A 25,478-nucleotide genomic window follows, 5' to 3' on the forward strand; every position below is an offset into this window, starting at 1 on the left:
TTTCGCAATGAGGAATCACATGCTCGGCAGTGTCAAAAGCATCTCGGCGGCCCTCTTCGCCCTTCTTTTCCTGCAGCCAATGGCGGCCTATGCCCAGGAGCAAAAGGCGGTACCGCGAAGCCAGGCAGAGGTGCAGCTGTCCTTCGCGCCGCTGGTCAAACAGACAGCCGGTGCCGTCGTCAACGTCTATGCTGAACGTGTCGTGCAGCGGCTGAGCCCCTTTGCTGGCGACCCCTTCTTCGAGCAGTTCTTCGGTCAGCGCATGCCGAACCGCACGGAAAAGCAGTCGTCCCTTGGCTCGGGTGTGATCGTCTCGGCGGGCGGGCTGATCGTCACCAACAACCACGTGATCGAAGGCGCCGACGATATCAAGATCGCGCTCGCCGATGGCCGGGAATTCGCCTCTGAGGTCCTTCTTAAGGACGAGAGCCTCGATCTGGCGGTGCTGAAGATTGCGGCGAGCGAGAACTTCCCGGTTCTGCCGATCGGCGATTCCGATGCCGTGGAGGTCGGTGATTTGGTGCTGGCGGTCGGCAACCCTTTCGGCGTCGGGCAGACGGTGACGAGCGGCATCGTGTCGGGCCTCGCCCGTAACCAGGTGACCCCCGGTGACTTCGGCTTCTTCATCCAGACGGATGCCTCAATCAATCCGGGCAATTCCGGCGGCGCGCTGATGAATATGAACGGCGAACTGATCGGCATCAACACGGCGATCTTCTCCCGCGGCGGCGGATCGAACGGGATCGGTTTCGCCATCCCGGCCAATCTCGTGAAGGTCTTCCTGGCGGCAGCGGAGAAGGGCGACAAGACCTTCGAGCGGCCCTATATCGGCGCAAGCTTCGAGCCGGTCACCTCCGACGTCGCCGAGGCGCTGGGGCTTAAGGCGGCGCGCGGTGCACTCGTGGTCGGCGTCGTCGACGGGGGGCCGGCTGCCGCTGCCGGACTGGAGCCTGGTGAAGTCATCGTTGCCGTCAACGGGATTGAGGTGGAGCATCCGGATGCCCTCGGCTACCGACTGACCACCGCCGGCCTCGGCCATGAGGCGGTGCTGACGGTGCAGCAGAGCGAGGGGACGCGGCAGCTGACGATCGCGCTCGACGTCGCGCCGGAAAAGCCGGCGCGTGACGAGCGTCTCATCGAAGGCCGGAATCCTTTCGCAGGCCTGAGGGTCGCCAACCTCTCGCCACGCCTTGCCACCGAGCTGCGCATGCCGGCAGACAAGGCTGGCGTCGTTGTCGTCGACGTCAGCCGCGGCTCGCCGGCCGGCCGCCTCGGCTTCCAGCCGAAGGACATCGTCATCTCCTTGAACGGGATCGCCGTGGACTCGACAAAGACCATGGAAGCCATGCTGGATGACGATCCAGGCTTCTGGCGCGTCGAGATCGAGCGGGACGGCCAGCGCATCCGGCAGTTCTTCCGATGAGCGGCGATCTCTTTGCGCCGAAGGTGCCGGAGGAGATCGCCAACCGGCGGCCTCTCGCCGACCGCCTCCGGCCGAAGTCGCTGGGTGAGGTGACCGGACAGGAGCACCTGACCGGCGAGGAAGGCATCCTGCGCCGGATGATCGCTTCCGGTTCTCTGGGATCGATGATCTTCTGGGGCCCGCCCGGCACCGGCAAGACGACGGTAGCACGGTTGCTTTCGGGCGAGGCGGGGCTGGTGTTCGAGCAGATCTCGGCGATCTTTTCCGGCGTGGCGGACTTGAAAAAGGTTTTCGAGACCGCCCGGCTACGCCGCATGGACGGTCGCCAGACGCTGCTCTTCGTCGACGAAATCCACCGCTTCAACCGCGCCCAGCAGGATAGCTTCCTGCCGGTAATGGAAGACGGCACTGTCATCCTCGTCGGCGCAACCACCGAAAACCCAAGCTTCGAGCTGAACGCCGCTCTCTTGTCGCGGGCGCGGGTGCTGACCTTCAAGCCGCATGACGAGGCAAGCCTCGAGGAGCTGCTGAAGCGCGCCGAAGAGACCGAAGAGCGGCCGTTGCCGCTTGACGCCGATGCCCGCGCCAGCCTGATCCGCATGGCCGATGGTGACGGACGTGCCGTGCTGACTTTGGCAGAAGAGGTCTGGCGCGCAGCAAGGGCAGGGGAGGTATTCGACACCGAAGGCCTGACGCAGATCGTGCAGCGGCGGGCGCCGGTCTACGACAAAGGCCAGGACGGCCACTACAACCTCATCTCGGCGCTCCACAAGTCCGTCCGCGGTTCGGATCCGGATGCCGCGCTTTACTATCTCGCACGCATGTTCGATGCGGGCGAAGACCCGCTTTACCTCGGGCGGCGGCTGGTGCGCATGGCGGTGGAGGACATCGGGCTCGCTGATCCCCAGGCGCTGGTGATCTGCAATGCGGCCAAGGATGCCTATGACTATCTCGGCTCCCCGGAAGGCGAACTGGCGCTGGCGCAGGCCTGCGTCTATCTCGCCACGGCGCCAAAGTCCAACGGCGTCTATACCGCCTTCAAGGCGGCGATGCGGGCGGCAAGGGAGAACGGCTCGTTGCTGCCGCCCAAGCATATCCTGAATGCGCCGACCAAGCTGATGAAGGGTGAAGGCTACGGCGACGGCTATCGTTACGACCATGACGAGCCGGACGCCTTTTCCGGCCAGAACTACTTCCCCGAAAAGATGGGCCGGCAGGTCTTTTATGATCCGCCGGAACGCGGGTTCGAGCGAGAGATCCGCAAGAGGCTGGATTGGTGGGTGAAGCTGCGCAATGAGCGCGGCGAACCCTAGGACGCGCGGCGCTGCGCTGCAGGTGGCGGCGTGACCTTGACGGCAGAATCGGCCATGCCGTTGTGGCCCTCCATGTCGACGATCAGATGCCAGTGCCCGTCTTCCGGCACCACGAGGCGAACCGGCGATCTCTTGGCGACGCCGCCGACATATGTGAAGTCGAGCAGTTCCTTGAAGCGTTGGAAGTTTCCGGCCGTCATCAGGCGCACGTTGTTGACCGCGTTCAGGGTGACCTCGATGACGGTGCCGGCGCGCTGTCCCTTGAGATCGTAATGCTTGAAGCGGAAAGACGCTGCTGCCACGGCCTGCCTCGGTCATGCTTGGTCGATCCCCCGTGCCTAGCACTCGTCGGTTAAGGAAAAGTGGAACCGGATCGCGTTTCGCGGGTTTTTATCGCAACGAAACAACAAGGACGCCTCGAGATGGAGAAGATTAGGACCGAAACCTATCTGACCGTAATTGCCTCGTTGATGGTGAATGCAGTCGTCTTTGGTGTCGGTGCAATCGCGATTCTCTCAATTCCTGCAGTTGAGCATTATGTGAGATTTCTTCTTCCGGCGTGGATCGCGATCTCGTTGGTCATTGCGCCATTCATCGCCTTCAAAATCGCTCCGCGGATGCGCCTGAGGTACTGGCGCGATCAGGATAGAGTTCATATCTAATATAAACAACCGGCGACATTCTCCCCTGCTGTCGCCGGATAACAATAATTGACCTCCAGTCCTTGCCCTGCCGCTCCCCTCGGCAGGGCTTTTTCTTTCTCGGACGCAGGTTATTCTTCGCGGATGCTGATGCTATTGCCCGTTCAGCCGCGCGCGCGTTACCAGCAGTTGCTGGTCGGCAAAAGCTTGTGGGAATGGGGCCGCATCTTGTCCTTTTGCCCCGCCTCTGCCTTGTTGAGGGCCTAATCTGGCGGCCGATTCGGCGATGCCAGGGGCGGCATCCGTCCAGACTTTTGCGCAGAGGGACCATCTCCATGTCGGAAGACAAGAAGCACACGATCACGGAAATGCGGCCGAAGATCACCGTGGTTGGGGTCGGCGGCGGCGGCGGCAATGCCATCAACAACATGATCGCTGAGGAGTTGGAGGGCGTTGAGTTCATTGCCGCCAATACCGACGCGCAGGTGCTGGCGACGTCGAAGGCCACGCGCCGCATCCAGCTCGGCACCACCGTCACCGAAGGCCTGGGTGCCGGCTCGCTGCCGGAAATCGGTCGGGCAGCGGCGGAAGAATCGATCGACGAAATCATGGACCATCTCGCCGGCTGCCACATGTGCTTTGTCACGGCTGGCATGGGCGGCGGCACGGGGACGGGAGCAGCGCCGGTCATCGCGCAAGCCGCGCGCAATGCCGGCATCCTGACGGTTGGCGTGGTGACCAAGCCCTTCACCTTCGAAGGCAACCGCCGCATGAAGACCGCCGAAGCCGGCATCGAGGAACTGCGCCGCGCGGCCGATACCGTGATCGTCATCCCGAACCAGAACCTCTTTCGCATCGCCGATGCCAAGACCACCTTCGCCGATGCCTTCATGACGGCCGACCGCGTTCTCTTTTCCGGCGTCGGCTGCATCACCGACCTGATCGTCAAGGAAGGGCTCATCAATCTCGACTTCGCCGACGTCAAATCGGTGATGAAGGGCATGGGCCGGGCGATGATGGGGACCGGCGAGGCATCCGGCGACGGCCGCGCACTTGTCGCGGCCGAGGCGGCCATCGCCAACCCCCTGCTCGACGAGATCTCGATGAAGGGTGCCAAGGGCGTGCTGATCTCGATCTCCGGCGGCTCCGACATGACGCTGTTCGAGGTGGACGAGGCTGCAAGCCGCATCCGTGACGAAGTCATGGACGATGCCGACATCGTAGTCGGCGCAATCTTCGACCGCGAGCTCGACGGCCAGTTCCGCGTTTCGGTCGTCGCCACTGGCCTGGATGGGGGAGAGGCAGCGGTAGCCGCGCCGCAGGACGCCAACGGATTTGCGACTGCATCGCCAGTGCCGCGCTTCCTGCAGTAGGGAGGAGAATCCTCCGCGATCCGTTGCGCGGCTAGTTCGCTGCGCGGGCTGGGGCGGAAGCATGCAAGAATGGCATGGAAGGCCGGTATGGAAGCCGGCCTTTTTCACGATCTGGGGAAGATGATCGATGGATGCCAAGACTGTTGCCGCCCACTGGGAGGCGAATGCCGATGCCTGGGCGCACTGTTCCCGCGCCGGTTTCGACCGCTACCGGGATGCGCTCAATACGCCAGCCTTCCTCTCGATGCTGCCGCCGGTAGCTGGCCTGAAGGGCCTGGACCTTGCTGCGGCGAAGGCACCAACACTCGCAAGGTAGCCAGGCTTGGGGCGCGGATGACCGGCCTGGACATCGCGCCAACCTTGCTGCGGCACGCCCGGAAACGGAAGTGCTCGATCCGGCCGGGGATTGATTACGTGATTGGTGATGGTGTCACGCTTCCGTTCGCTGACGGTGAATTCGACCTCGTAGTCGCTTTCATGTCCATGATGGACATGGCGGACCAGGCGGCAGTGCTGAAGCAGCTGGCGCGTGTTCTGAAGCGGGGCGGCTTTCTGCAGTTTTCCATCCTGCATCCGTGCTTCGTCCCACCCACGCGTCGCAACATCCGCAACCAGTTGGGAGAGGCGGTCGCTGTCGAAGTGGCTGATTACTTCGACGAAACGCAAGGACGTATCGGGCGCTGGATCTTCTCGGCCATCCCGCGGAAGAGCGGGCGGGGGTAAGGCCGTTTGAAATCCCACGGTTTCACCGTACGCTCTCCACATGGGTTTCCATGGTTGTTGGGGCGGGGCTTGCGATTGAAGCCTTCGGCGAACCGATGGCGTCCGAAGATTCGCCGCTGCCGAGCCGGTCGTCGCCGATACCCGCATAGCACCCATCTTCCTGCACATCCGCGCCCGTCGCGGCTGATTTTTGGCCTTCCGGCAGGAGCGCGCGAAATGGCCGCCCTGATACACCGAGGCCCACGCTCGCGCGTGCGCACCTCAGGATTAGGGCGAGCTAATGCAGCGCTCCGCCGTTGCAGCCCTAACCCTGAGGTGGGAGCGAAGCAACCTTCGAAGGGCGAGGGCTCTGGCACGACCTGACAGCAACACAGACTCCTCCCTTGTCCTCGGGTCTCACTGCATTAGCACGACGATGACAACAGACACACTTCCCTCTTGACCTCGGGGCAGACCCGAGGGTGACGATAAGACAGACTGCTCCACCACCAGCCCGGCCCCGCCTCGTCAGGACGCCTCCTGGTGTATCCGCGGTGGGACGGGGACGTATGGGGGCCGTGCGCGGGAGGTGAATCTCGAGGGGCGAAGTGTTTGACATGTGTGGGTGGGGGTGCGGTTTTGGGGTGGTTGCCTCGGGAGGAGCGAGGCAGAAAAAACTCTCCTTCGTCATCCTCGGGCTTGACCAGAGGATTTACGCACAAGCTAACCAGCTCAGTCGACTGCGGGGTCCACAAGTTGGCCGACATATCCTTCGAAACGGGAAGGCTTGGTTTTGGATCCTCGGGTCAAGCCCGAGGATCACGAAAATGAGGGTGGGGCAGGACGTTCCACGCTCCCTCCTAATCTTGACGTGCCCCGGCGAAGGGTGAGCCGCTGCTGCGCCACGAAAGCAGTCTCGGGCGGTGTGCGTCTCTACCCTTAATGTGGCAGGCAACTGCGGCGCACGCTCTCGTTTTCGTGACCGCCGGATCCCCCTGAAAGCGAGCCGAGGAGCGGAAAGTTAAGAGAACCTTTATCACTTTGGGGCAAGTTGACGGAAGCTTCTCGGCGGCTGGCCATGTAGGGCTAGTGGGGCGGTCGCCGCCGCGTACGCAAGTGTATCGAGTAATTGCCCGCATCATATAGCGGGTTCTGTACGGAGTAAGACCATGAACAAGATGCCCATCGCCCTGGCAGTTTTTGCCGCATTCGCCGCACCGGCCGGCGCTGCCGACCTGACCTACTCGGAACCCGCGCCGAGCTATGAGGCGCCTGCTGCTGCGTCCGGCGGCTGGAACGGCGCCTATGCCGGTATCCACGCCGGAACCTCATCCGAGCACAGCAGCCCGTTTTCCGGTGACAAGGAATTCATGGCCGGCATCCAGGGTGGTTACAATGCCGAAATGGGCGGCGCGGTCGTAGGTGGCGAGCTAGAGCTCTCCCATATGGGCGACACCGAAGTCGACGTTCCCGGCGGCGAACTGCGCGAGCGTTATCGCCTGGCGGCGAAGGCAAAGGTCGGCGCACCGCTCGGTGACACGCTGATCTACGGCACCGCAGGCGGCACGATGACCAGCCTGCGCGACACCAGCTCGGCGGAAGGTCCGGACGGCTGGAAGCCCGGCTGGTTGGTCGGCGCCGGCGTGGAGCAGAAGTTCAACGAGCAGATCTCCGGCCGGGTCGAATACAACTACACCCGCACCGGTGACGTCCGCAGCTTCAGCACGGGCACCGGTACGACCGAGACCAACGTCAGCGACCACACCATCAAGGCCGGCCTGAACTACCACTTCTAAGGCTGTGTTATTCTAAGAATGCCTCCCTCTGCGCGCTGGCGCAGGGGGAGGCATTTTCGTTTCAGGCTCTCCTTGTCTGGCGCAGAGTGCCGCGATGTCTGGCGCAGAGTGCCAGCGATCTGGAACACTGACGCCAAGTGTTGGTTTGGTGCTCGTGTCCAAGCAACAAGGAGCAGAGACATGGTTACCACGGTTGGAAATGAATCCAGCATCGACAAGCTCGTCACCAACCTGATCTATCTCGAGCGCGACGCCATCGCCGCCTACGAAGAGACGATCAACCGGCTGGACGACAAGGCGCTCAGCAGTCAGGTGGAGTCCTTCCGTCAGGATCATCTCCAGCATCTCGACGTGTTGAACGAGATGGCAGGCGAGCTCGGCATCGATGCTCCGACCGAAGGCGACATGAAGCAGATGCTCACCACCGGCAAGATCGCCATGGCGGACATGATGGGCGACAAGTCCGTCCTGAAGGCGATGAAGACCAACGAGGACGACACCGTCACCGCCTATGAGCGCGCGTCCAACCATCAGGATGCGGTGCCGAAATCCAAAGCCTTCTTCGAAAAAGCGCTGGCCGACGAGCAGCGGCACCGCAGCTGGATGGACACGACGGCACAGCGGATGTGATACATTCGCAAGAGGGTTGACGAAAGGGGTGCGCTGCGCCCCCCTTTTTTGGTGTTGGTCTTCTGGCATTCAGGTTTATCCTGTTGTCTGACGAGTTGAGCGCTCTAGTTCAGAAGACATTGAAGAAGTCGAGTCTGAACCAGATGCAGAGAGCCAGAGGCGACGGATCTTACACTACGCTGAAGCGCTCCGTGCTTCTGCTGTTGCTTGCCGCGCTCATCCCGCTTGCCGTCATGATCGGCATCGCGGGAAGTTACCTCATCCAGTCGCAGAAGAAGGCTCTGGACGACGTTCTGCGTGAACGCAGCCAGCGGGCGGCGGCCGCGATCTCGCGGGAACTGGAGGCCCAGGTCCAGCTGTTGACGATCCTTTCGGAAAGCCCCCGTCTCGACCCGCCGGCGCAGGAACCGGCATTTCGCGAACTAGCAGCGCGGTTGCGGGCCCGCATGCCGATGTGGGAAATCGTGCGGGTGACGGATGCTGACGGCCGTATCGTTCTTTCCGAGCCTGCTCCGCCTGACACAACTGTCGTGGTGGAACAGGAGAGCAACCGGCGGCTCTTCGAAAGCGGTAAGCCGTCGATCGGCAGCGTGGTGCGCGGACCGGGCGGCATGGCTGCGTTCCCCGTGCGCGTGCCGGTCAGCCGCGGCGGCGAAACCATCTTCGGTTTGACGGTCGTCATCCGGGCACAGGCGCTCGCCGACGTCCTCCACACCAACGGGCTGCCGGCCACCTGGGCCGGCTGGATCGAAGGGGCCGACGGAACGCTGCTTTCTTCGACGGCAGGCGATCCTGCGCTGATCGGCGGCGCATCGTCGTCGCTGGCGTCGGCGGCACACCTGGAAGGCCCCCGTGACGTTGTGGTTGCGGGGGACAACGCCTTGAGGGTATGGGAGAGCCCGATCCGGGGACTGCCCTGGAGCGTCAATGTCGGCACGCCGCGCGCCGAATACGATGCGCTCACGCTGCGCGGCTACGAGCTGCTGGCGGTGGTAATGCTGGCGACGATCGTGCTGTTCAGCCTTGCCCTGCTGCTGTTCCGCCGCGAGCTGGAGGCCCGGCGCCGGCAGGACATGGCGGTGGCGAACTGGCAGCGCATGGATGCGCTCGGAAAGCTGACCGGTGGCGTCGCGCACGACTTCAACAATCTCCTGATGGTGTTCCAGTCTGGCGTGGAAAGCATCCGCCGCCGGCGGCACGACGAGAAGCGGGTCGACCAGATCCTGCAGCTGATGATTGACGCAGTGGATCGCGGCCGCGGCATGACGCAGCGGCTTCTTTCCTTCTCGCGGCGCTCCAACCGCGGCGCCGAAACCGTCCTGCTGCAGGACCGCACGGTGGTACTGCGCGACCTCCTTGCCAAGGCCGCCAGCGACAACAATCTCCTGGAGCTGGTGCTGCCGCGCAATCTCTGGCCGGTCAATGTCGATCCGGGCGCACTCGATGCAGCACTGATCAACATCGTCACCAATGCGCGCGAAGCCATGCCCGTGCCCGGCACCATCTCCGTCACTGCCCGCAACGTCGAGAGCCTTTCAGGCGAGGCGGCTGGGCTGAAGGGGGCGGGGGTTGCGATCTGCGTGACGGACCAGGGCGATGGCATCCCGCGCCAGATCGTCGACCGGGTATTCGAGCCCTTCTTCACCACGAAGGGGGATGCCGCCTCCGGGCTTGGGCTGACCCAGGTCTACAGTTTTGCGGAGCGGTCCGGCGGAGCGGTCGCGGCAGACAGCCTGGAGGGTAGGGGTACCGCAATCACCATCTATCTGCCGCGCGCTGAGGGCGTGGCGGAAACGAGACACAGCGGGGAAATGCCTGCGACGCGCCTGCCGCGCCGCGTCCTGGTGGTGGACGACACGCCCGCCTCGCTGGCTGCAGCACGGCTTGCGGTCGAAGAGTTGGGGATTGCGGCGGTGACTGCAAGCTCCGGGCATGGGGCGCTGTCGCTGCTGGCCGAGCGCGGCGATATCGATCTGGTGCTGAGCGACGTGATGATGCCGGGCATGAGCGGTTTCGAGCTGCGCGATCGGGTGCGCCGGCATTATCCCCGGCTCGGCATGGTGCTGATGACCGGCTATAGCGAAGAAATCGAGAAGGGCACCGATGTCGGCGTGCCCCTCGTCGCCAAGCCTTTTTCGGCGCAAGACCTGCGCCAGGCATTGGCCGCTGCCGTGCAGGTTCTTGAGGCCGAAGCAAGCGTCATCCCGTTCCGCCGCTGACAACCTTCCAGCCCCTAAGTGCTATAAGGCTATGGCGAGATCGGATGCCAGCGGGGCGCGGGCCCTTTTCGGATGGCGGCGGATGGCGTCGTTGTCGAAGCTGGAACCCTGACGACCTCCTGCGGTTGGACGCAGGTCCGAGGGAGAGAACGATTATGCGCTTCGTGCCGACGCTCATCCATGGAATTGCCGATTACACGGTCGGTGCCGGCATGATCCTGCTCGCTTTCATTACCGGCGCAAACGGCGCCGGCTTTTATGCATTCCTGCTGCTTGGCCTGTTTGCCATCGTCTACGCCTTGGCGACCGATTATGAGTTGGGCTGGAAGCCGATGCTTACCATGCCGGCGCATCTGGCGTTCGATGCGGGCTTCGCGGTGGTGATGCTGGCTTTGCCGCTTCTGTTTTCCCTGCCCGCGGTGCTCGTCTGGGCCAGTATCGCCATTGCCTTCATGGCCGCCATGCTCCTGGCGACCACGAAGACGGGCTGAGACGCTGCGGCCGCCGCCCGCGGGCAGCCCCAGCGTCCCCCCCCAAAACGTGCCGCGCAGGCCCATTTCCAAATGACGGCATAGATGACGCAGCCACCATGCGGGCGACGTCGCACAATCCTCATGTACCACATGGGGATTGATGAAGAAGCCATTGATGATGCTGTTGAAGATCCGGACAAGAATTATGGTTTTTTTGGGAACTGTTGGCGCCGCCAGCGCTTTGACAGGGTGTGCACGGCGCGGCCACGGGTCGAAGTTGAACCGGCACGGACACGAACAATCAAAGCACAGAGAGAGGCAACGTCCATGAAGATGATCTACGTCGCCGCCCTTATGGCGGGTACCGCACTTATGCCTGCGAGCGCGCTCGCACAGCAATCAACGGGCGCCAATACGCAGAACAATAACGCCATGCAGCAGCGGCAGAACGCACAGGGCATGTCGCAGGTGCAGCAGCACATCCAGGCCGCCATGCGGGCGCTTGACAATAATGACTATGAAGCCGCCCGCGAGGCTGTTCGCGAAGCGCGACGCCAGCTCGGCGAGCAGCAGAACCACCAGAACACCACCCAGATCCGCCAGCCGCTGCAGCAGGCTGAACAGGCGCTCGCACAGCAGAACCCGGACCAGGCCGAGCAGGCACTCGACCGCGTCGAGCAGCAGATGGCTAATATGAGCCACCAGGGCCAGAGTGACGCTGACGTGGTCGTCGAAGACGAAGCCGCGATCCGCGTCGAGGTTCCCGAGCCGGACGTGACAGTACGCCAGCCCAATCCGCGCGTCGCTGTGGAGCAGGGTCAGCCGGAAATCATCGTTCACCAGCCGGCGCCGACCGTGACGGTCGACATACCGCAGCCGGAGATCACTGTGCGCATGCCGCAGCCGGACGTAAACGTCAGTCAGGCTCAGCCGCAGGTTGAAGTCGAGCAGGGGCAGCCGCAGGTTCAGGTCAGCGAGAGCCAGCCGCAGGTGCGCCGCCAGCAGCAGGACGGTGAGCAGGCCAATGTGCAGGTTCAGCGTTCCGGTCAGCCGGTTGTTCGCATTCAGGACTCCGAGCAGCAGGCCAACGTTCGCTATAGCGCGGAAGAAGCGCAGGTTCGCGTCAACCGGGCGGAAGGCGAGCCGAATGTTCGCTTCGAGGAGCAGGCCGCCAATCAGGCCGAAGGTGAAAACCAGAACGCTGAGATGCGCCAGGCTCAGAACAACACCGAAGCCAACCCCGAAGTGGACGAACAGAATACTGCAGCGATTGCGCCGCGGGAGGCCCGTGAGGGTGCAGATACCGCTGTCGGCGCAAACGCCACGCGCGAAGTTCCGCTGACTGTCGCCGACATCAAGGACTACGATATCGTCGGCGCCAACGGCAACAATCTCGGTGACATCGAGGATGTGGTCACGATCAACGACCGTCTCTATGCTGTTGTCACGTCCGGCGGTTTCCTCGGCCTCGGCGAAAACCGGGCAGCAGTGCCGCTCTCGGCACTCTATGTGAGCGACCAGGAAACTCTGCTGGCACCGGACGTCACGGAGCAGCGGATCGACGGCATGTCGAACTTCCAGACTGGCCAATATCCGGAACTCTCTGACGACCAGACCGTGACCCTCGGCGGCCGCTAAGGCAGCCCTAGATCTCAAACATCCGAGGCGGCTGACGGTGTCAGCCGCCTCTTTTCGTGCGTGGAATATCTGCGAGACGGGTGTGGCCTAAGTCGCAGCAGCGCGGTGACGCAGCGCCTGTGCCACCAGCGCGAAGTGGCCGCCGATCATCAGCAGCGCCAGCACCCGCTCGACAGCGCCAAGAATTGGCGGCGGATACCAGAGGTAATAGATCGGCCCGAGCAGGATCCAGATGAGCGCCAGCAGACGCATCCGCATCGCCGTCCGATGTTCCCCCCGCAAAAGCGACCAGGCCATCGATAGCGCCGCAGCCGAAAACAGCACGTAAAGCGCATAAACGGCCCAGTGGTGCAGGTTGGCCGCCTCGTTTCGCTGCCGGCATATTCGTTGAGGAACGAGATCCAGGCAACGTCCAGCCCGAGGAAGCCGGTGGTAAGGCAGCCGGGAAGCCAGAGCCGTCGCGTCTGCGTTGATAAGCGCGAGGGGCAAGGTGGCGCCCGCCGCGCATCCGGCAACCGCAAAGGGTTGGGCGCCATGGGCTCTCCGCTCTCAAGCATCGGCCGGAAACCGATCGTCGCCTCTCCCGTTCAGATAGGAGCGAAAGGTATTTTCATGGACGCACTCTTTTCCGAAGCCCTGCATGTGACGACCCGCGCGATCGAGGCCGTCGGCGTTCTCGTCATCGTCGTCGGCACGATCGTCGCCGGCATCAACTTCCTGCGCCACCGCAGGCGCGAGGGCGTCTACCACGAACTGCGCTCGACCCTGGGGCGCGCCATCCTGCTCGGCCTCGAGCTCCTGGTCGCCGCCGACATCATCAACACGGTCGCCATCGAACCTACCCTCGACAGCCTGATCGTGCTGGCCGGCATCGTGCTGATCCGCACCTTCCTCAGCTTCTCGCTGGAAGTTGAAATCGAGGGGAGATGGCCGTGGCAGCAGCCGCGGCGCAAAGAGGGCGGGAGCGGCGTGAACGGGTGAGGGCGGGCGTCGGCGGCTACGGAAATGGGATGCGAATCTGCTGGCACGGCACGTCGGTCGCAGCCGGCGAAAATGCTGAGTGTCTCAGGCCGCGCCCCTGGCGAGTGCGCGAGCGGGTCATCAGGATCGACCGCGATCACTTTGAGATAGGCCTTTGGCCTCTATTTGTTCTGGGAGGCGCTTCCCGGACACTTGTCAGTGCCCGGAAAGTGCAAATTGTAGGCGCTGCAAAACGACTCTGGCTACAGCAGAAGGTTGCCCGTTCAGAGACTGCATCGCAGCAAGGGCGTCCTTCCTCTTGCCTGCGAGCCTATCGATGCGAGATCTTGCACTATCCCAGGAGGCTGGAAAATGGTCATATTATCTAAGACGAAAGTATAGCTCGGCAAACGTCACGCTCGGCTTCTGGGGGGAGTGCTATGATGCGGGAACATCCAGTGGACGTGGTTGAGCATGACGGTCAATTTATAGTCCGGTTTGTTGAGAAGGGTGCAGTGGTTGAGCGGCAGTTTGCCTTCGAAGCCCATGCCCGCTCCTGGGCTGATGGGCAGGCGATACGGTTTCGGGCCGGAACATCAGCTTCGGGTAGCAAGTCGCCGGAGGCAAAGGTATAGCGCCGGCGTCCTGCTCAGCGCTCTCGGGCGATTTCCACCATCATCTCGCGGTCGCATCGAATGCCTTGCGTGCCCTTTTGGTTCGGGTGCGGACAAATATCCGACCGACTGAAGGGATTACGAAGCGCCTGCCACGTGCAATGGGTGGCTAATGGATCCTATTTCTACCCGATCGACCTTTCGTCTCAGTTTCTCATGTCGCGGCTTCAGAAGCTGCGAGATGGCGCGAGCCTGAGGAACGCAGAAGCGGGCCGAGGCGCGCAAGGGAACGGAGGAGGAGACCAAGGCGAGGCGTCTTGGTCTGGAGCGTCGGAAGAGGCGTCTGCCAGTTACGGCGATGACCTCCCACCATTGGACAGACCCCGGGCGAGAAAAACGGGTAATCTTTGTGGCGTCAGCCCTCTCATCCGTCCTGGCCGCACAAGACGCTCGCCTTTCCCGACCATTGGAGAAGCATGATGTTGCAGCGACTCGAAGGCTTGGGCGGAGATACAGCGGTTGCGAACAGCGACGGGAGACAGAGGCGGCGGACGCCGAAGGCGAACTGAAGGGCGACAATGGTCAAGGCGGATCCGAACACCAGCCCGAAGGGACCAGGTATTGGGATCATCCAGGCAGCGACAGGAGCAGCATAACGTCAGACCGTTGCGCCCGTGGTCTTCCCCGGCGAGCCTACGGAGCGTCAAGGGGGCAACGCCGCCGGAGCATCTTACATGCCCCTCGCGGGCCGCCATGTATCAGCCCTCCAACGTCTCTCCGCCCTCGTTCGCAAGAAGCTCCGTGAGGATCTGGCAGTTGGGGTCGTTTATGTCCAGAAGCTGTGCGGGCGATCTCAAGCCCGTTGCGACGCCGATGGCGGTGCCGACAGCCCAGACCGGATCCTCTCCCGCCTGCTGGATAAGCCGAGGACCGTGCGTAGAGAGACACTGCTGGGACTGCTGGACCGCCTCAACCGGCAGGCGCGCTCTCTCCAACCTCTCGCGCACTTCGGCGTGGACGGGATCTAGTACGAACAGAGTAAACAACCAAGCGGCGATGTCGGAAATCAAGAAGAACTCCTCGGATTCGGCTTATTGTCGGAACGGTCCGACATCTCGATAGCGCCGAAAGCTTCGCCAGAGGGGCCCGGACCAGCGGGTTACGCCTCATCTGGGTAACCAACGTATCGGTTCAAGGGGTTGGCAAACACCAGACGTCTCACGATCTGCTGAAAACCGTATCTTGACGCGACACTGACAGCAGATCGTTGCCCTCGCACTTGAAGCCCAGCCGCTTCTCCTCGTCCGCTTGCAATTTGTCCACGACGTCGGCCGCGCCGATCCGGCTTTCGGTCTTGCCGCCGGCTTGGCGGTTTTTATGTGGGGGGACCTCGCGACAGCCTTCATCTTGAAATTGTCGGCGCAGTTTGAATATCGCACGTCAATCTGATGGCCAAAATTGCAATGACACGAGGACGCCGCCGTGGGAGAGGAAATCTGGTCGACGCTCGTTGAAGAGTTTTCGGACGTTCCAGATGCGTCCACCATAACTCTCATCACCGTACGACTCGTCGTCGCCGCAGTGCTCGGGGGAACCCTGGGCTACGAGCGTGAGCGCAAGGGGAGAAGCGCCGGCGTGCGGACCCATATGCTCGTGGCCGTCGGTGCGGCCCTGTTCGTCATAGGTCCGTTGCAGAGCGGCATGGAGATCGCAGATCTGTCGCGGGTACTGCAGGGCATCGTGCAAGGCATCGGCTTCCTCGGCGCCGGTGCGATCATGGTGCGGGCAGCCAGACGTCAGGTCGAAGGGCTTACGACGGCTGCCAATATCTGGGCGACGGCAGGGATCGGCGTATTAGCGGGACTAGGATTGGAGGCCACTGCCATCTTGTCGACCGTGATCGTCCTGGTCATCCTCGCGGCGGTCCCCTTGATCCTTCTGAAATCCTCCTCAACGGAACCGGAATGAAGCCAGGTTGGTCTGCAGGATTGGCGGCCACCGCGCTGGAGGATTTAGCCTTGCCAGTGGAGTGATATCCAAGTGTCTGCTAATTCTTCTAGAGGCCCCTTAGCTGGAGAATTGAATGGCAGGCACACATGATCTCCTCCTGGTGGTGCTTTCCATCCTGATCGCAGTAGCGGCGTCCTACACCGCGCTCGACCTTGCAACGCGGGTGAAAGCCTCCACGTCCTCGGCGGCGTCTTCTGCCTGGCTGGCAACTGCCGCCGTCTGCATGGGCGGCGGAATCTGGTCTATGCACTTCGTCGCGATGCTCGCCTACCTGCTGCCGGGGATGGAGATCGCCTATGATCCTGCGCTGACCGGCGTCTCCCTGGTGGTGGCAATAGTTGTGACCGGAGGTGGTTTCGCGGTTGTCAGTCGCCCGCATACGGGGGCAATGCGTCTCGTCCTAAGTGGCCTGTTCATGGGAAGCGGAATTCTGGTGATGCATTACACTGGAATGGCGGCCATGCGGATGCAGGCGACCTTGAGCTATGACGCCGTCTGGGTTTCCGTCTCGATCTTCATTGCCATCGGAGCAGCTATCGCGGCTCTGTGGCTTGCCTTTCGTAGCACGCGCTTCATTGAAAAGGGCGTCGCCGCGTGCTGCATGGGCTTGGCCGTATCAGGAATGCATTTTGCAGGTATGCAGGCAGCCTCGTTCGGCGCACATGAGATGCTTGCCGGGTCCGACCCCAGTTCCTTCGTAAGTCAGAGTGCTCTCGCGCTTTCGGTCGCCGCAATCACTTTCCTGATCCTTCTGTCGGCGATCGTCGCTGCCATTTTCGATCGGCGGTTTGCCGTTCTGGTTGAAAACGAGGCACGCGCATTGAAGGCGAGCGAGGAGCAGTTCCGCTCATTGTACAGGAGGACGCCGCTTCCACTGCATGCGCTGGACGAGCAGGGACACATCGAGGAGGTGAGCGACGAGTGGCTGGCGCTCATGGGGTATGGCCGGGATGACGTTCTGGGGCGGCCGCTGATCAACTTCATGGCGGAGGAATCGGCACGCCGGCGCGTTCAGCAAGATTGGCCGCACCTCGTGGCGGAGGGTGAACTCCGGGAGAAGGAATATCGCTTCGTCACCAAGGACGGTCGATTCCTTGACGTCCTATCCACCTCGACGGTCGAACGCGCTCCTGATGGAGCATTCAAATGGGCCGTTGGCGGTCTGGTGGACGTTACGGAGCGTAAGCGCACCGAAGCCGCTCTCCGGCAGTCACAGAAGATGGAAGCCGTTGGCCAGTTGACTGGCGGTATTGCACATGACTTCAACAATCTTCTTGCGGTGATCATAGGCAGTCTTGGGATGCTGAAGAAGCGCATGCCGCCAGACGAACGAATGCAACGTCTTGTTGACAACGCGATGGAGGGAGCCAAGCGAGGCGCTGCATTGACTGAGCGGATGTTGTCATTCTCTCGCCGTCAAAACCTTGAACCTCGTGCCTTGGAGATCCCCGCCCTTGTAAAGGGAATGCAGGAACTGCTGGAGCGCTCGCTTGGTCCGAGGATGACCATCCGGACGGAATTTCCCCTTTCGCTCTCGCAAGTCAAAGCCGATCCGAACCAGTTGGAGATGGCGTTGCTTAACCTTGTGGTCAACGCGCGCGATGCGATGGCAGGCGAGGGCGCGATTACGATCTCCGCAGATCAGGAATCAAACCCACCGGCGGTCTTGAGGTCTCGAAATTATGTGTGTTTGAAAGTCGTCGATACAGGGGAGGGGATGGACGAGCAGACCCTTCTGCGGGCGCAAGAGCCGTTCTTCACCACCAAAGGCGTCGGGAAAGGCACTGGGCTGGGATTGTCTATGGTGGCCGGCTTTGCCGAACAATCCGGCGGAACACTTGTCATTCACAGCCAGAAAGGGCAGGGCACGACGATGGAGGTCTGGTTGCCCGTCGCGGAGGAGGACTTGGCCGCCCATGACGTCGGCGCATCCCCTCCCGCAAAGGACCGGACCTCGCTTTTAAAGGGATGCCGGGTTCTGGTGGTCGACGACGATGCGCTCGTCCTATGGAACACGCAGTCGATGCTTGAGGAGATGGGTGCGGACGTCGTGGCTACGACGTCGCCGCTCCAGGCACTGGAGGTTGTTCACGCCGCCGAGAAGCTGGATTGCGTGGTGACTGATTACGCGATGCCAGGGATGTCAGGGGCGCAACTGGCGGCGGCGATTAGGGTGAAATCGCCCGAGGTGCCGATCATTGTCGCCACTGGATACGCAGATGTGTCCGCGGAGGTGTCGCAGTACCCGAAGGTGCAGAAGCCGTTCAACGAAGAAGCCCTTGGAAATACGATATTGGAGAGCCTGAAGCTGAACGCGAAGGTCGTTTCACTTGGACCGAGGGAAAAGACGGTCTGAAGGTGCCGATGGCTAGGTGGCCGATAGGGTTTAAAGTGTTCGCGGAGCGTGGAAGACTGGTGGTGGCAGTCTTCCTACGCTAAACTAGACATGCGATCATAAACTATTGCTTCAAATGCTCCACCCTTGGTCCGCTGTCAGGAGCGAGCATTTGTGTTCTCCGCCTCGACAATAGATTCAGGGGCTCAGGCGCTAGATGCTATCGCGCAAGCAGCGGCTGCGCATTCTGTGGGGTCGCCCGTCGAGCAGCTTGTCGCGATTAATCGGTTCCCGACTGAAGGCTAAGTACACTGACCTCGAATGTAATGGACAAGCCATTCGATCCCCAGTCCCTCTTGACGGTTGCAGGGAAACCTCTGGCGATAGACTCGATCAATCTTGTGCCGAAGCCCGGCGAGGCCCTGGGTCCATCGATGGCAGGCACGCCCGTCTCCTCCCAGACAAGAATGACATGATCCTCAACGGCCCCCGTTGTGATGGCTACCTTGCCTTCCGGCACGGAGAAAGCGCCATACTTTGCGGCATTGGTTGCCAATTCATGGAATAAAAGCGCAACCTTGGTGGTATGTGTCTGTGCTACAGGGAAATCAGGGCCAGCCAAAGAAATGCGCTGGCGGAATTCGTCCTGGTACGGAGCCACGACCTTTTCCAGCAGTTGAAGCAGGGTGGTGCTCTGGGCGTGCTCTTGTGGATCATCGAGGCTGGTCATAGTCAGATCGTGCGCAGCAGCCAGTGCCGCAAGCCGTTCTCTCATCGAAGCGGCCAGCTCGGCTGGCGATGCGGCGGATTTCGATGCGATCGTGATCAAGCCGCTGGTGAGAGCGAACAGGTTCTTCACCCGGTGGTGCATTTCTCCCAGAATCATGCGTTGCCGCTCCTCTTCCCTCTTCCTGGAGGAGACGTCGCGAGCGATCTTGGAAGCACCGACTATGGTGCCGTCGGTGTCTCTTACCGGGGAGATCGTGAGTGAGATGTCGATGAGCGAGCCATCCTTCCGCCGACGTATCGTATCGAAGTGATCAACCTTCTGCCCAGCGCGGAGCTTTGCAAGAATGGCAGGTTCTTCATCCAGTCGATCTTCAGGAATAAGGATCGTGATCGGCTTTCCAACCACCTCTTCAGCCTGATAACCGAAGAGCTGCTCGGCTCCACGGTTCCAGCTCGTGATAATACCGTTGATCGTTTTGCTGATGATGGCGTCTTGAGAGGACTGAACGATTGACGCCAGCAGTTCCTTAGGGTCGTAAGGCGCGATAGCGAGGGCGCTTGCACCAGAGACGCGTCTGCCGCCCGTCTCGTTAGGAGAGACCGTGCTCGCATCACGGATGCTGCGCGAAGATGTCATTGGTCTGGGCCCTCTTCGCTGAATGAGTGAATAAGCAGTACATAAATCAGGCGCTGGGGGAAAGATAGGCGGGACCGTTGCAAAACAGGCTCGCCACCCTAGTGTAGTGCGGGAACAGGCGGGAAATCAACGTGACACAATCTCTTCCGAGGATCATCAGCGGCATAGAGGGTCTTGATCAGATATTGGGTGGCGGCTTCGTCGAAGGCGCGTCCTATATCGTTCAGGGGCAGCCGGGAGCGGGGAAGACCATCCTGGCCAACCAGGTGGCGTTCTCAAACGTCAGAGAAGGACGCAAAGTCCTGTACATAACCTTGCTGGCGGAGACCCATGATCGGCTGTTCCAGGTGCTGGGGACGCTCGATTTCTTCGACCGCAGTCAACTCGGAGTGACCATATCCTATGTGAGCGTGTTTCAGACGCTTCGTGACGACGGTCTTTCGGCAGTTGTTGAACTGGTGCGCAAGGAGATTGCCCGACAAGGGGCGACGCTGCTGGTATTCGACGGACTGTTGAATGCCAGAGACAGGGCAGACTCGCCGCTGGATGTGAAGACCTTTGTTGCCGAAATCCAAAGCCAGGCCGCGTTCGTTGGATGCAGCGTCCTCTTCCTGACCAGCACCCGGTTTGCGGACGACAGCCCGGAACACACGATGGTTGATGGGGTGATCGAACTCCACGAGGAAGTTCCTGGCGTACGTTCAGTTAGGCGTCTTCAGGTGAAGAAATCCAGGGGCAGTGCGGCGCTTGGAGGGGTCCATCAGTTCGAAATCACATCATCCGGCTTGACTGCCTACCCTCGCCTTGAAGCGGCTCTGCGAAGCCCGTCTGTCCAAGATGGACCTTCGTCGGCGGCAGTAGCTTCAGGTGTCGGAGGGCTGGATGACCTGCTGGGCGGCGGGTTACCGGCAAGTTCTGTAACCTTGGTGTTCGGGCCTTCTGGAGCAGGCAAGACCGCTATCGGCCTCAGCTTCCTTGCCAAGGCGAGCAAGGATGAACCGGCACTGCATTTTGGTTTCTACGAGACCCCAGCGCGTCTAAGGGCGAAGGCCAGAGCGCTGGGAGTAGACATCGACAGCCCTATTGAGGCCGGTGATCTGGAATTCATCTGGGAGCCCATGACTGAGAACCTGCTGGACAAGCTGGGGCACCAGCTTCTTCAGGCGGTTAGGCGGCGCAAGGTAAAGAGGCTTTTTCTTGACGGCCTGGGAGGCTTTCAACGTGCAGCCGTACATCAGCCGCGCATGACAGAATACTTCTCTGCTCTGACTAATGAACTGCGGGCGCTTGAGGTCACGACCATAGCGACCTGGGAACTACGCGATCTGTTCGGTCCGACGCTGACGGCACCAGGATCGGAACTCTCCAGCCTGATCGATAATCTTGTCATGCTGCGCCACATCGAGACCAGGTCTCGCTACAAGAAAGCGCTGTCAGTCCTGAAGGTCCGAGACAGTGCCTTCGATCCAGCGATCTATGAAGTCAGCTTCGGGAACACGGGTATAAGGATCGATGTTCCGCTCCCACCAGTCGTCAACGCCACTACAGGAATGGCGACACCCCTTGCAACGTGACCATGTCATGTCTAGGAACGGAGAGCATCTGACATGGCCTTGATCGTGATTGCCGAAGATGAATTCCTGATAGCTGAAGTGTTGACCATAATGCTGGAAGATGCTGGCCATGAAGTGGAAGCGGCGCCACATGGCCAAGCGGCACTGTCTCTCGTCAAGGAGAAACGCCCGGACCTCGTGATCACCGACTTCATGATGCCGCTGATGACAGGGCTGGAACTCGCGCAGGCATTGCGGGCTGATGAGGAGCTGTCTGCCATTCCCATCATTCTGGTCAGTGGCGCACAGGCAAGCATTGGTCGAGCACATCCTGACATGTTCGATGACGTACTCGACAAGCCCTACGAGGAGAAACGCCTTCTAAAGGCCGTGGAGGGTGCTCTGGCGGGGAAATGTTCGACTTGAACTAGGTTTCTGCCGCCCATCACGCTAACGAGTAAGGCGATTTGCAGATCAGCTAGCGGAACCCTTTCCCAGCAGCGGCATCAAATTCATCTTTGACCTGACGCATCTTAAAGCAAGTACACCTGAACCGCGTCAGCCGAGCGCAGCAGGATGGTAACTACCATCTTCAGTGTCCCTTCTTCGACGTGATGGTCGAGGAGTTTTGCCTGACGTCGGAGCCCCTGCTTCATCTGGCCAGGATCATGCCGGTGCCGAAACCGCTCGGCCGCAGCTTGCTCCGGAGGCCGCTGGTCTGCTGGCTGCATCCTTGGATTGTCGCGCATGTTGATGGATGATCTGGAACAGTTAAAGGCGGGCCTGACGCTTTACGAAGCCTTCTACCGCTGGTACCGCGACGCCAGTGACGAGAGCCACAATTGGCCGAACCCGAGGAGCCAGATTCCACTGAAGGCAGTATCCTTCTGCCGCCGCCACAGCCTTGCTCATTGCGCTTGGAGGCTTCGAGGTGATCTGGCACAGCCTAGGGGTGTTGGCCGCGGGCGTCCTGCTGACGACGGCTCTAGGAGAAGTGCTGCGCCGGCTGAGGGAGACCGGTTCGAAATGATGTGGTGTCTTCTGATCGATTCCGGTGTTGGCATTGCCGGCCATCGAATAGCTGCGTTCCGTCCGGTATCCTACTGCAACGCTCGTCTGTACCGAGTTGTTAAGCGACGACACAGCGGAGGTGATCATCAAGCGATTGGAAGCGCCATCCGACGCCAACTCGAGAAGAACCACCTCGGGGCGAGAGGGTATCAGGGAGGATCTGCTGCGTCTGGCGAGACGGTTTCATCCCGATGAGGATCGGGCGGTGCGACTGGTGGCATCACTCTGGCAGCGTCGCCGACCTTGGATCGTGGCTCGTCCAACCATTGGAAGCATCTGTTTGTGACAATGCATCAGGCCTTTATGGCGCAGGTCGGTATTCCCGCTGCTGAAGGCGACGGCACCGCTCGTTACGAGGAAGCTAGCTGGCACATGACCTGACGCACGTTCAGCAGCAGGGTCAGGAGGTCGTGCTGAGGATGCTGCCAGTGCGTGGTAGGTGTTCCGTGGGGATCTGCCGCTCCGATCTCACAGCCGATCGAAGCTTTACAGTGGGCGTTGCAGTTCTATAGTCGTTGAAGGGGAGGCAGATGCCAAGATATTATTTTCACATCCGGCGCGGTGAAGAGATTGCCATGGATCCCGAAGGGGTGGAACTCGCATCACCCGAACAGGCGCATAAAGAAGCAGTCCTCGCAGCCCGCGAACTTCTTGCGGCGCGCCTTCTTAATGGTGAACCGATTGATGGAGATACCATTGAGATCAAGGATGAACAAGCCACTCTTGTCGACACTCTTCCGTTGAAATCGGTGCTCGACCCGAAAGCATAGGAAAGCCGGTCGCCCTGCATCCGAAGCGCCCTAGCTCCACCCGACAGGCAGGGACAGTGAATGACCATGAAGACGAGCAATGTTCTACTGCAGCGGCTTGCTGCCGAGGAGATGGAGACGCTCTCGGCTCATCTCGAGAGGATCGAACTGAAGCGCGGCGACGTTCTGTTTGAGTCGTATCTACCTGTGCCCTATGTTTATTTCCTCGAGGCGGGGCTGTCGTCCGAGATCGCCACCACCTCTGGAAAACGTCTTGAGGTAGGATGTGTCGGGCGCGAAGGCTTCTCAGGAGCGTCGGTGGCACTTGGCGTTGATGTGACGCCGCATGGCGCCTTCATGCAGATTGACGGGCAGGCACTGCGAATTCCGTCTTCTGAGCTTCAGGCCGCTATGGATGCATGCTTCCCGCTAAGGCGCACACTTCTCTTCTACATTCATGTCTTTATGTTGCAGATTGCGGCAACCGCGATCGCGGATGCAAAACACACGGTGGAGCAGCGGCTCGCGCGTTGGATCTTGATGGCGCAGGATAGGGCGGGCGATGAGCTGCCGCTGACACACGAGTTCTTCTCCTTGATGCTGGGAGTGCGTCGCCCAAGTGTCACGGACGCCTTGCACGTTCTGGAAGGAATGCATTGCATCAAGGCGGAACGCAGCCTCGTCATCGTTCGTGATCGCGCCAGTCTCCGACAGATCGCCGGAGATGCTTACGGTGTGCCGGAAGCGGAATATCGCCGCTTGATCTTGGGTGACGGCGCGCCTTCTTCCGCGGACTAGATCCATTGAGCTTGGGCAAGAGGCCGGCGTCCAGCACATACCGACGCCGGTCTGCAGTTGCCGGCCAGCTCAGCCCGCGGCCTGTTGTGCGGCTGCGTTGAGCGTCTGTTCCGCCAACTGCGTCAACAACTCGTCGGTCTTCGTCTCTTCGTTCAGCGTCGTCTCCAGCAGCTTCGCTGCATCATCCATACCCAATTGGGTTGCCCAGCTCTTGAGAGTGCCATAGCGGCTGATCTCGTAATGCTCGACAGCCTGGGCTGCCGCGAGAAGGCCGGCATCCAGGGCAGGCGAACCTTTGAACTCTTCCATGATCTCTTCAGCTTCGTCGATGATGCCCTCGATGGCAGGACAGGTCTTGCCACGCGCGCGCTTGCCGAGAAGCTCGAACACTTGCTGCAGACGTTCAACCTGCTCTTCCGTCTCCTCCCGGTGCTTCTCAAATGCAGCCTTGAGCTGCTCGTCCTGCGCGCCCCGCGCCATCTTGCGCAGCCCGCTGATGATTTTCCGTTCTGCGTAATAGACGTCCCGGAGTGTTTCGTAAAAGAGGTCGTCGAGTGTCTTGTTGGCCAAAGCTAGGTCCTCCTTCGTTTTGCAGCTAGCGAACAAGACTGGCGCTCCCGAGTTCCCAGATGCTCCTTATCTCTTTCTTGTACCTGCTGCTGAGGCCGCAGCGTCGTGCTGGCTAGACCTCAAGCTCGCGACTTTGTAACATTCGCGCCCTCGCATTTGCGATTGCTGCACGTGCGGCTTCGGCTCTAGAATCCAGGGTCTCCTGATCGAGAGTGCCGACATTACCGGTAGCCTCGACGGCGGCCGACAGATGCTGGTCCAAAAGATCGCATTGTTGTGGAAGCTGAGCATGGTCTGCGATGCGCTCAATGGCTTCGATCAGGTGCATGATGACAAAAGGCTTCCCCCCGCGTTCTGGCGGATCTGATTGAAGGCCGCTCCGACGAGTGTGTCGTGGGTGGGGCGGGGCAGCACGAGGCGCGGTTCTCCTGCCGGTCCAGTTAGGACCGACGATGGGAGGGCCCGTCGCATGAGGTGGGCCAGGGCTGCGGATAACTGCGCCAGGACGGCGACTGCGTGTGGGATCGTTTTATGCCCGGCGACAGCGCTCGAACCGCCATCTCAACGAGGTGGCGGATGGCGAACTCCGGATCCTGCGTGGACGTTCGCCTGGATCCAACAACCACTGCCTGACAGGCCTGTTCTTGAAGATCTTTCGACCAGCGGGAGGCCGGGAAGATGCCGATTCCCCCTCCATCCGTGATGACATAGTCGCCGGGCCGGAACGAAAAGGCGATGAAGATGTCTCTGCGCGGGGCGATCGCAGCCAACCTGTCGAGGCCGATGCTCTGGACGAAGCCGTCCACGCGCGGCCCGAAGAAGTGGGCGCGCTGGTGGAAGCCCTGGGGGAGGAACTGCTCCGGATCATGGTTACGATCCTCTGCGGGTCCGTGGAGCTCGGATAGCATGTCCGAGATCTCGAGCCCCAGGCGCTTGATGACCGTCTCCGAGACGATCGAACGGGCCAGAAAGTGCAGGAAGGAGACAAGAACCAGGATGCTCGCCAGAGTCAGGGCTATGCCGAGCGATACGCTCGGGAAGGGCGCCGGACGATCGTCCATGGCCGATCCCACCGAGGCGAGTTGAAGAAGGCAGTAGAGACGGCCAGAAAGAGCTTCTAGCTATCCACAAGAAGTACGCCCGCAGCGGCGATGACCCGATGGCTCGCGGAGCGTCGATCGTCGGCGTCACCGGCGTCCAGAGCCATCTCGCATGCTCAAGGGCATCACGAGCATGATCGGCTG

The 25,478-nt window shown here is 61.2% G+C and carries 24 protein-coding genes and 3 pseudogenes; 18 read left to right on the top strand and 9 right to left on the bottom strand.

What is annotated here, in order from left to right:
• The first annotated feature begins 19 nt into the window (after positions 1 to 19).
• Together MUU54_RS17845 and MUU54_RS17850 are read left to right on the top strand one after the other, a co-directional pair.
• On the top strand, positions 20 to 1,423 hold the full coding sequence (locus tag MUU54_RS17845) for a DegQ family serine endoprotease (RefSeq protein WP_247245371.1): 1,404 nt from the start codon (positions 20 to 22) through the stop codon (positions 1,421 to 1,423).
• Complete coding sequence (locus tag MUU54_RS17850) at positions 1,420 to 2,736, top strand: replication-associated recombination protein A (RefSeq protein ID WP_247245372.1); 1,317 nt, start codon at positions 1,420 to 1,422, stop codon at positions 2,734 to 2,736. Before MUU54_RS17845 ends, MUU54_RS17850 begins: the two co-directional genes overlap by 4 nt.
• On the opposite strand, the gene MUU54_RS17855 is transcribed toward MUU54_RS17850, so the two are convergent.
• On the bottom strand, positions 2,733 to 3,038 hold the full coding sequence (locus MUU54_RS17855) for a DUF1883 domain-containing protein (RefSeq protein ID WP_247245373.1): 306 nt from the start codon (positions 3,036 to 3,038) through the stop codon (positions 2,733 to 2,735). The genes MUU54_RS17850 and MUU54_RS17855 overlap by 4 nt on opposite strands.
• Positions 3,039 to 3,158: 120 nt before the next feature.
• Here MUU54_RS17855 and MUU54_RS17860 point away from each other — a divergent pair, with 120 nt between their 5' ends.
• From MUU54_RS17860 to MUU54_RS17895, 8 genes and pseudogenes are all read left to right on the top strand, one after another.
• Positions 3,159 to 3,398, top strand: coding sequence for a hypothetical protein (locus MUU54_RS17860; protein ID WP_247245374.1), 240 nt, complete (start codon positions 3,159 to 3,161; stop codon positions 3,396 to 3,398).
• Positions 3,399 to 3,712: 314 nt separating this feature from the next.
• Positions 3,713 to 4,750: a cell division protein FtsZ gene (ftsZ, locus tag MUU54_RS17865; protein WP_247245375.1), complete on the top strand. Its 1,038-nt coding sequence runs from the start codon at positions 3,713 to 3,715 to the stop codon at positions 4,748 to 4,750.
• A 127-nt stretch (positions 4,751 to 4,877) separates the two neighbouring features.
• Positions 4,878 to 5,660: pseudogene (locus MUU54_RS17870) on the top strand (class I SAM-dependent methyltransferase).
• Between the two features lie 961 nt (positions 5,661 to 6,621).
• Positions 6,622 to 7,248 (top strand): outer membrane protein, encoded by a 627-nt coding sequence (locus MUU54_RS17875; RefSeq protein WP_247245376.1) that lies wholly within the window; start codon positions 6,622 to 6,624, stop codon positions 7,246 to 7,248.
• Between the two features lie 180 nt (positions 7,249 to 7,428).
• On the top strand, positions 7,429 to 7,878 hold the full coding sequence (locus MUU54_RS17880; protein WP_247245377.1) for a DUF892 family protein: 450 nt from the start codon (positions 7,429 to 7,431) through the stop codon (positions 7,876 to 7,878).
• 143 nt (positions 7,879 to 8,021) lie between these two features.
• Positions 8,022 to 10,097 carry an ATP-binding protein gene (locus tag MUU54_RS17885; RefSeq protein WP_247245378.1) on the top strand — a complete coding sequence of 692 codons (2,076 nt, stop codon included), beginning with the start codon at positions 8,022 to 8,024 and terminating at the stop codon, positions 10,095 to 10,097.
• 155 nt (positions 10,098 to 10,252) lie between these two features.
• On the top strand, positions 10,253 to 10,588 hold the full coding sequence (locus MUU54_RS17890; protein ID WP_247245379.1) for a hypothetical protein: 336 nt from the start codon (positions 10,253 to 10,255) through the stop codon (positions 10,586 to 10,588).
• A gap of 309 nt (positions 10,589 to 10,897) precedes the next feature.
• Positions 10,898 to 12,208: a PRC-barrel domain-containing protein gene (locus MUU54_RS17895; protein ID WP_247245380.1), complete on the top strand. Its 1,311-nt coding sequence runs from the start codon at positions 10,898 to 10,900 to the stop codon at positions 12,206 to 12,208.
• Positions 12,209 to 12,295: 87 nt separating this feature from the next.
• Here MUU54_RS17895 and MUU54_RS17900 read toward each other — a convergent pair whose 3' ends face one another.
• Complete coding sequence (locus tag MUU54_RS17900) at positions 12,296 to 12,697, bottom strand: hypothetical protein (protein WP_247245381.1); 402 nt, start codon at positions 12,695 to 12,697, stop codon at positions 12,296 to 12,298.
• A 123-nt stretch (positions 12,698 to 12,820) separates the two neighbouring features.
• Here MUU54_RS17900 and MUU54_RS17905 point away from each other — a divergent pair, with 123 nt between their 5' ends.
• A complete protein-coding gene (locus MUU54_RS17905) occupies positions 12,821 to 13,189 on the top strand; it encodes a DUF1622 domain-containing protein (protein ID WP_247245382.1) in 369 nt (122 codons plus the stop codon).
• Between the two features lie 1,017 nt (positions 13,190 to 14,206).
• Here the strand turns inward: MUU54_RS17905 and MUU54_RS25040 are convergent.
• Positions 14,207 to 14,413 carry an exopolysaccharide biosynthesis protein gene (locus MUU54_RS25040; protein WP_354532422.1) on the bottom strand — a complete coding sequence of 69 codons (207 nt, stop codon included), beginning with the start codon at positions 14,411 to 14,413 and terminating at the stop codon, positions 14,207 to 14,209.
• Positions 14,414 to 14,540: 127 nt separating this feature from the next.
• Positions 14,541 to 14,852, bottom strand: a complete 312-nt coding sequence (locus tag MUU54_RS17910; RefSeq protein WP_247245383.1) for a hypothetical protein — start codon at positions 14,850 to 14,852, stop codon at positions 14,541 to 14,543.
• Between the two features lie 412 nt (positions 14,853 to 15,264).
• Here MUU54_RS17910 and MUU54_RS17915 point away from each other — a divergent pair, with 412 nt between their 5' ends.
• Positions 15,265 to 15,750, top strand: a complete 486-nt coding sequence (locus MUU54_RS17915) for an MgtC/SapB family protein (protein ID WP_247245384.1) — start codon at positions 15,265 to 15,267, stop codon at positions 15,748 to 15,750.
• Between the two features lie 115 nt (positions 15,751 to 15,865).
• Entirely contained in the window at positions 15,866 to 18,148 is a 2,283-nt protein-coding gene (locus tag MUU54_RS17920; RefSeq protein WP_247245385.1) for an MHYT domain-containing protein, read from the top strand.
• Positions 18,149 to 18,407: 259 nt separating this feature from the next.
• On the opposite strand, the gene MUU54_RS17925 is transcribed toward MUU54_RS17920, so the two are convergent.
• Entirely contained in the window at positions 18,408 to 19,493 is a 1,086-nt protein-coding gene (locus tag MUU54_RS17925; protein WP_247245386.1) for a PAS domain S-box protein, read from the bottom strand.
• Between the two features lie 131 nt (positions 19,494 to 19,624).
• Between MUU54_RS17925 and MUU54_RS24840 the strand changes: the two genes are divergently transcribed.
• The 5 genes and pseudogenes from MUU54_RS24840 (at position 19,625) to MUU54_RS17950 (ending at position 23,664) form a co-directional block, all read left to right on the top strand.
• Positions 19,625 to 21,067, top strand: a complete 1,443-nt coding sequence (locus tag MUU54_RS24840; protein WP_247245387.1) for a DUF7125 family protein — start codon at positions 19,625 to 19,627, stop codon at positions 21,065 to 21,067.
• Positions 21,068 to 21,100: 33 nt separating this feature from the next.
• Positions 21,101 to 21,472, top strand: a complete 372-nt coding sequence (locus MUU54_RS17935) for a response regulator (RefSeq protein WP_247245388.1) — start codon at positions 21,101 to 21,103, stop codon at positions 21,470 to 21,472.
• A gap of 179 nt (positions 21,473 to 21,651) precedes the next feature.
• Positions 21,652 to 21,904: pseudogene (locus MUU54_RS17940) on the top strand (chromate resistance protein ChrB domain-containing protein); the annotation flags it as partial.
• A 743-nt stretch (positions 21,905 to 22,647) separates the two neighbouring features.
• Entirely contained in the window at positions 22,648 to 22,887 is a 240-nt protein-coding gene (locus MUU54_RS17945) for a DUF6894 family protein (protein WP_247245389.1), read from the top strand.
• 60 nt (positions 22,888 to 22,947) lie between these two features.
• Positions 22,948 to 23,664, top strand: a complete 717-nt coding sequence (locus MUU54_RS17950) for a Crp/Fnr family transcriptional regulator (protein ID WP_247245390.1) — start codon at positions 22,948 to 22,950, stop codon at positions 23,662 to 23,664.
• A gap of 69 nt (positions 23,665 to 23,733) precedes the next feature.
• On the opposite strand, the gene MUU54_RS17955 is transcribed toward MUU54_RS17950, so the two are convergent.
• From MUU54_RS17955 to MUU54_RS17965, 4 genes and pseudogenes are all read right to left on the bottom strand, one after another.
• Positions 23,734 to 24,234 (bottom strand): YciE/YciF ferroxidase family protein, encoded by a 501-nt coding sequence (locus MUU54_RS17955; protein ID WP_247245391.1) that lies wholly within the window; start codon positions 24,232 to 24,234, stop codon positions 23,734 to 23,736.
• A gap of 112 nt (positions 24,235 to 24,346) precedes the next feature.
• Positions 24,347 to 24,562 carry a hypothetical protein gene (locus tag MUU54_RS17960; protein WP_247245392.1) on the bottom strand — a complete coding sequence of 72 codons (216 nt, stop codon included), beginning with the start codon at positions 24,560 to 24,562 and terminating at the stop codon, positions 24,347 to 24,349.
• Complete coding sequence (locus tag MUU54_RS25045; RefSeq protein ID WP_354532424.1) at positions 24,553 to 24,705, bottom strand: hypothetical protein; 153 nt, start codon at positions 24,703 to 24,705, stop codon at positions 24,553 to 24,555. Before MUU54_RS25045 ends, MUU54_RS17960 begins: the two co-directional genes overlap by 10 nt.
• Positions 24,675 to 25,325: pseudogene (locus MUU54_RS17965) on the bottom strand (DUF2254 family protein); the annotation flags it as partial. The pseudogene MUU54_RS17965 and the gene MUU54_RS25045, both read right to left, overlap by 31 nt.
• Between the last annotated feature and the right edge of the window lie 153 nt (positions 25,326 to 25,478).

The organism is Pseudorhizobium tarimense (genome assembly GCF_022968135.1).
Taxonomy (GTDB): domain Bacteria; phylum Pseudomonadota; class Alphaproteobacteria; order Rhizobiales; family Rhizobiaceae; genus Neorhizobium; species Neorhizobium tarimense.